Here is a 5,036-nt window from a genome sequence, read left to right as displayed (position 1 = left end):
GCCTAGGACAGACGCCGCGCGGGGTCGATCGTTCCTATGCGATGATCCGGGAGTCGACGCCGATCGGCTTCGCTCTCAGGCCGGTCAAACGACGGGCACCCCGTAATAATCGTTGAGCGCGCGATTGCGCGTGCTGTCGCCCCAGTTCCAGTCGCTGTCGCTGCGATATTTGGGTGCGCCGCGCAGCTGGTTCTCGGTGACGCCGGTGCGATAGCCGCCGACGGCGGTATCATATTTCAGCGACTGCCACGGCAGCGGATAGTGATCGTTTCCTAATCCCAGGAAGCCGCCGAAGCCGAGCACGGCATAGGAGACCCTGCCGCTGACTTTGTCGATCATCACGCGCTCGATCGAGCCGATCTTGCTGTCGTCGGGGCCATAGACCGCAGTGCCCTCCACCTTGTCGCTGCCGATGAGATTGCCGGTTTCACGTTCGTCCATTGCCATTGGCTTCCTCCATTTGAACGGTGAACCGGACCAACCGGCGCTGAAAACGATGGTTCCTGGAACAGCGGCCGCCGTCGCCCGTTTTGCCTTCGGCAAACCAAGAGGTCCGACATGAAAGTGCGCGACGCAATGACGCCGGATGTGCAGCTCTGCACTCCGGATGACACCTTGAAAGACGCCGCAGAAGCCATGGCCGCGCTCAATGTCGGGCTGTTGCCGGTCACCGACAGCGAGCGGCTGGTCGGCATGATCTCCGATCGCGACATCGCGACGCGGGCTGTCGCGATGGGCCGCGGACCGGATACGGCCGTGCGCGAGATCATGACGGTCGACGTCAAATATTGCTACGACGACCAGGACCTCGAAGAGGTGGCAAGGACCATGGGCGACATCCAGGTCCGGCGCCTGCCGGTGCTCAATCGGGACAAACGCCTGGTCGGCATCGTCGCGCTCGGCGACATCGCGCGCATCAATGCCGGCGATGGAACGGCCGCGGCCCTGCAGCAGATTTCACAACCGGGCGGCCAGCACGCCAGCACCATCAGCCGGACTGCGTGATGCCGTGGACGGCGCCTCGTGCTTGCGGTTCGTAGCTGCCTTGGTGCCTTGCATCAACCTGTCGGCGCGGCGCCGTCATCGTCCGGTTTCATCCCCGAACCCGGCGTCTTTTCCTCGTCGTTCAGCTTGGGATCGCGGGTCGCTTCCCGCGAAACGGATTTGCCGGGGTCGGCCTGGTGGACGGTCTGCGCGCGCGCCTTGTCCACCGGCTGCTCCTCGGCCTTCTGGTCTCTGACGATGCCCTGCTGAGAATTGCTCATCGATCGTCCTCTGATTAATGAATGATGTCGAGCGGCAGGCTGCAGATCGCCTCACCGTCTTCGTTGGTGACCAGAACGGCGTAGTGCTGATTTCTGAGCTCCGGCCGTTCGTCCAGCACGCGCCGCGCCAGCAGGTCTGCGGTGTCCATCGCCTCGATATCGTCGGGCAATTCGGCATCGCCCTTGTCCAGCGCGGACCTGGTGTTGATGAGATCGAAATGATAGAGCGGCATGACGCCCTCCAGCCGCGCGCCTGACGCCGGCCCGTTTGCAATTGCTCGCGCCGCCGGCGATCGTGGCAGGCCGCGCAAGCTTTCCAAATGACGCTCCAGCCGGCTCAAGGTTCCATTGCCGTCATTTTGTCGCAACGGATGCGGCGCCGGGCATGCACCCGAGCGGGCGGGCGTACGCGCCGAGCAACGTTTGGCCCGGTCGGTCGTTGACCTCGCTCAACAGATGAGAAGCGGGTGGCAATGCTTTGATGTCCCGCCGACAGGTTGCGGGGCCGGCGCGACATTGGCGGCGGCTCCGCTCGCTTCCTCAACGGCGAAAGGAACGAGGCGATGGCCGCGCAGGAACTCACCAACCCAACCGACAAGTACCCCAAGCCGCCCTACAACAAGCAGTCGCAGCCTTGGCCGGGGCTTGCCAGCAAGATGGACCCTCCCCCCGACCATGGTGAGACCAGCTATCGCGGCTCCGGCCGCCTTGCCGGGCGCAAGGCGCTGATCACCGGCGGCGATTCCGGCATGGGCCGGGCCGCGGCGATCGCCTTTGCGCGCGAGGGCGCCGATGTCGCGATCAACTATTTTCCGACGGAAGAGCCGGACGCGCAGCAGGTCATCGCCCTGATCCGAGCGGAACAACGGACCGGGCTCGCGATTCCCGGCGATCTTAGGGACGAGAAATTTTGCCAGGAGCTGGTGCGGCGCGCGGTCGAGGGACTCGGCGGCCTCGACATCGTCGTCAGCAATGCCGGCCGGCAGCAGGCGCGGGACTCGATTCTCGATCTCACCACCGAGGATTTCGACGCGACGATGAAGACCAACATCTACGCGCCGTTCTGGATCATCAAGGCGGCGTTGCCGCACCTGAAGCCCGGTTCGGTGATCATCGGCACCGCATCGGAGCAGGCTTATGATCCCTCGCCGGACCTCTATGATTATGCGCAGACCAAGGCTGCGACGATGAACTACGTCAAGTCGCTCGCCAAGCAGCTCGGGCCGAAGGGCATTCGCGTCAACGCGGTCGCTCCGGGGCCGATCTGGACACCGCTGCAGGTCTCGGGCGGCGCGTCGATGGCGAAGCTCGAGAAGTTCGGCAGCCAGACGCCGCTCGGCCGCGCCGGACAGCCCGCGGAGCTGGGCTCGATCTACGTGCAGCTCGCTGCAGCCGACGCCAGCTACGCCAATGGGCAGGTCTACGGCTCCGCCGGCGGCTCGGGCCAGCCGTAGCGGCGGAGGAACGACCGCTCGCAAATGCCAAATGCCTCGCAAATGCCGGATGCACTGGGTGGCGTCGCGACTTCCGCGACGCCGCCTTGCGCGGGCCCGCGGCACAACGTGGGTTCTAGATCTGCGAAAGCGGTTGTGAGACCAACGATGTCTCGGTTTTCACCTGCCGGATCGTCGTCAACGCCGCGATCGTCGCTGCGACGCCAAAAGCGACCACCAACGCAATGAGAACTTGCCGCGCACCCATCATCCAAACTCCCGCGTTCTGGCCGGCAACGGCGACACCTCCCCATCAAGCCAATCCTGCTCGTTGGCCAGGGCCGTCCAGGCCCGCGCCATCCGGCGATAGCGCCTGAAGGCCGGCCGGCCTTCGGCCCGCTCCGCCAATTGCAGGCAGTTTTCAGCGTTCTCGCGGAAGAGGTCTGATTGCTTCATGCTTCAAAGGTGGGGCGATGGGGCAAAAACTCAATAAAGTGTTACACGATGTTAATGGGGGAACCTCTGCGTACGGCTCGTCATTGAACCATATGCGTGCAGCACTCGCCGTCATTGTTCTGGTCACCGCCACTGCGGCATTCGCCGACAGCGAGACGCCGGGCGCAACGACCGGTCGGACGCCTGCGGGCGCGGATGTGATCGCCGAGCTGTACCAGTTCGATCTGTTCGAGCAGAACGCGATCGACGGCGCCGATCTCCACGGCAACGAGGAAGTCAGGAACTTCGCAGTCGCCCACGCCGATGCGGCGGCCAAGCGCGACAAGGCGCTGGCCGAGCTTCAGAGACAGACCCCCATCGATGTGAACTTCGACGACAAGGCCGCCGGCATCGGCGCGGATCGCACCGCCAGCCTGGATGAGTCGGAAGGCCCGGCCTTTGTCCGCCAGTTCTACCAGGCCCAGGTGGCCGCCTATCAGTCGGCCCTCGCTTTGCTGGAGCGCTACCTGCAAGCGCCCGACAATGACAAGGTTCGGTCATTCGCGAGCAACCAGCTGCCGGGCTTCCGGGCCGGCCTGCAGGATGCCCAGGACGCCCTGACGGACAAATAGACGCCCTGACGGACAAACAACGTTCTCCGACCCTCGAGCGAACGTCCTGGTCGGTGCGGGCTCCATCGTCCAACATGGAGAATCCGGCCGAAAAATCGTTTGCGCCCCGGAACGAAATGGCGGCCACCGGGTTGGGTTACTCGGTCCGTGCCGAACGGTTCCATATCCGCCGATTTTTTTGTTCCTTGCTTGCTTTGGCATTGAGCCAAAGCTTCTATGCGGAAGATCGTCGTCCGATGACGGGATTCGGCAGCGCAACTGCTGGGGGAATTGATGACTGACGTCGATGCTGGGGCCAAGGCTGCGCCTGCCCGCGCCGCCACCAAACGCGCGACCAACGGCGCATCGAGGCCGGATCAGCGCCAGGATCTGTTGCACGCGCTGCAGGCGATGCGCAGCGGCGACTTCTCGGTCCGGATGAGCGGCGACTATCTCGGCATCGAGGGCAAGATCGCCGACACCTTCAACGAGATCATCGCCGCCAACCAGCGGATGGCGCAGCAGCTCGAGCGCGTCGGCCAGGTGGTGGGGCGCGAAGGCAAGACCCGGCAACGCGTCAAGTTCGGCCTGGCCAGCGGCTCCTGGGCCGACATGGAGGGCTCGGTCAACACGCTGATCGACGACCTGTTGTGGCCGACCCGCGAGGTGACGCGGGCGGTCGCCGCGGTGGCGCAGGGCGACCTGCTGCAGACCGTGCAGCTCGATGTCGACGGCCGGCCGCTGGCCGGCGAATTCCTGCAGTCCGCCACCATCGTCAACACGATGATCAAGCAGCTCGGCGTGTTCACCTCGGAGGTGACGCGCGTCGCCCGCGAGGTCGGCAGCGAGGGCAAGCTCGGCGGCCAGGCCCAGGTCCCGGAGGTGACGGGGGTCTGGAAGGATCTGACCGAGAGCGTCAACTCGATGGCCAACAACCTGACCGGCCAGGTCCGCAACATCGCCGAGGTGACGATCGCGGTGGCTAACGGCGACCTGTCCAAGAAGATCACCGTCGACGTGCGCGGCGAGATCCTGCAACTGAAGGAAGCCATCAACACGATGGTCGACCAGCTGCGCTCCTTTGCCTCCGAAGTCACCCGCGTCGCGCGCGAGGTCGGCACCGACGGCAAGCTGGGCGGCCAGGCACAGGTGCGCGAAGTCACCGGCGTGTGGAAGGACCTGACCGAGAGCGTCAACTCGATGGCGTCCAACCTGACGGCACAGGTGCGCAACATCGCCGAAGTGACCATCGCCGTCGCCAACGGCGACCTGTCGAAAAAGATCACGGTCGA

9 protein-coding genes are annotated in these 5,036 nt (G+C 64.8%); 5 read left to right on the top strand and 4 right to left on the bottom strand.

The genetic code is table 11. The features are described from left to right. Positions 1 to 84 precede the first annotated feature (84 nt). On the bottom strand, positions 85 to 447 hold the full coding sequence (locus tag WCB02_RS04125; RefSeq protein WP_423956568.1) for a PRC-barrel domain-containing protein: 363 nt from the start codon (positions 445 to 447) through the stop codon (positions 85 to 87). Positions 448 to 558: 111 nt separating this feature from the next. Between WCB02_RS04125 and WCB02_RS04120 the strand changes: the two genes are divergently transcribed. Then, positions 559 to 1,005: a CBS domain-containing protein gene (locus WCB02_RS04120; RefSeq protein ID WP_423956567.1), complete on the top strand. Its 447-nt coding sequence runs from the start codon at positions 559 to 561 to the stop codon at positions 1,003 to 1,005. A 53-nt stretch (positions 1,006 to 1,058) separates the two neighbouring features. On the opposite strand, the gene WCB02_RS04115 is transcribed toward WCB02_RS04120, so the two are convergent. Further along, positions 1,059 to 1,265: a hypothetical protein gene (locus tag WCB02_RS04115; protein WP_423956566.1), complete on the bottom strand. Its 207-nt coding sequence runs from the start codon at positions 1,263 to 1,265 to the stop codon at positions 1,059 to 1,061. A 14-nt stretch (positions 1,266 to 1,279) separates the two neighbouring features. After that, positions 1,280 to 1,498, bottom strand: a complete 219-nt coding sequence (locus tag WCB02_RS04110) for a DUF6894 family protein (protein ID WP_423956565.1) — start codon at positions 1,496 to 1,498, stop codon at positions 1,280 to 1,282. Between the two features lie 330 nt (positions 1,499 to 1,828). Between WCB02_RS04110 and WCB02_RS04105 the strand changes: the two genes are divergently transcribed. Then, positions 1,829 to 2,719 (top strand): SDR family oxidoreductase, encoded by an 891-nt coding sequence (locus tag WCB02_RS04105; RefSeq protein ID WP_423956564.1) that lies wholly within the window; start codon positions 1,829 to 1,831, stop codon positions 2,717 to 2,719. 246 nt (positions 2,720 to 2,965) lie between these two features. Here the strand turns inward: WCB02_RS04105 and WCB02_RS04100 are convergent, their stop codons facing one another. After that, the gene (locus WCB02_RS04100) at positions 2,966 to 3,154 is read right to left on the bottom strand and encodes a hypothetical protein (RefSeq protein ID WP_423956563.1); all 189 of its coding nucleotides are present in this window, start codon (positions 3,152 to 3,154) and stop codon (positions 2,966 to 2,968) included. A gap of 17 nt (positions 3,155 to 3,171) precedes the next feature. On the opposite strand from WCB02_RS04100, the gene WCB02_RS04095 reads away from it, so the two are divergent. The 3 genes from WCB02_RS04095 to WCB02_RS04085 form a co-directional block, all read left to right on the top strand. Further along, entirely contained in the window at positions 3,172 to 3,765 is a 594-nt protein-coding gene (locus WCB02_RS04095) for a DUF4142 domain-containing protein (RefSeq protein ID WP_423956562.1), read from the top strand. 74 nt (positions 3,766 to 3,839) lie between these two features. Next, positions 3,840 to 4,046 (top strand): hypothetical protein, encoded by a 207-nt coding sequence (locus WCB02_RS04090; protein ID WP_423956561.1) that lies wholly within the window; start codon positions 3,840 to 3,842, stop codon positions 4,044 to 4,046. Next, positions 4,039 to 5,036 (top strand): HAMP domain-containing protein (locus tag WCB02_RS04085; RefSeq protein ID WP_423956560.1); only part of this gene is annotated, 998 nt, incomplete at its 3' end. The genes WCB02_RS04090 and WCB02_RS04085, both read left to right, overlap by 8 nt.

The organism is Bradyrhizobium sp., from assembly GCF_049581145.1.
Lineage (GTDB): Bacteria > Pseudomonadota > Alphaproteobacteria > Rhizobiales > Xanthobacteraceae > Bradyrhizobium.
This window is presented reverse-complemented; position numbering and strand designations above follow the sequence as displayed.

Excerpts from the sequence above, each read along its gene's own strand:
- WCB02_RS04125 (WP_423956568.1), bottom strand. The coding sequence starts at position 447 with ATGGCAATGGACGAACGTGAAACCGGCAATCTCATCGGCAGCGACAAG.
- WCB02_RS04120 (WP_423956567.1), top strand. The coding sequence starts at position 559 with ATGAAAGTGCGCGACGCAATGACGCCGGATGTGCAGCTCTGCACTCCG.
- WCB02_RS04115 (WP_423956566.1), bottom strand. The coding sequence starts at position 1,265 with ATGAGCAATTCTCAGCAGGGCATCGTCAGAGACCAGAAGGCCGAGGAG.
- WCB02_RS04110 (WP_423956565.1), bottom strand. The coding sequence starts at position 1,498 with ATGCCGCTCTATCATTTCGATCTCATCAACACCAGGTCCGCGCTGGAC.
- WCB02_RS04105 (WP_423956564.1), top strand. The coding sequence starts at position 1,829 with ATGGCCGCGCAGGAACTCACCAACCCAACCGACAAGTACCCCAAGCCG.
- WCB02_RS04100 (WP_423956563.1), bottom strand. The coding sequence starts at position 3,154 with ATGAAGCAATCAGACCTCTTCCGCGAGAACGCTGAAAACTGCCTGCAA.
- WCB02_RS04095 (WP_423956562.1), top strand. The coding sequence starts at position 3,172 with ATGGGGCAAAAACTCAATAAAGTGTTACACGATGTTAATGGGGGAACC.
- WCB02_RS04090 (WP_423956561.1), top strand. The coding sequence starts at position 3,840 with ATGGAGAATCCGGCCGAAAAATCGTTTGCGCCCCGGAACGAAATGGCG.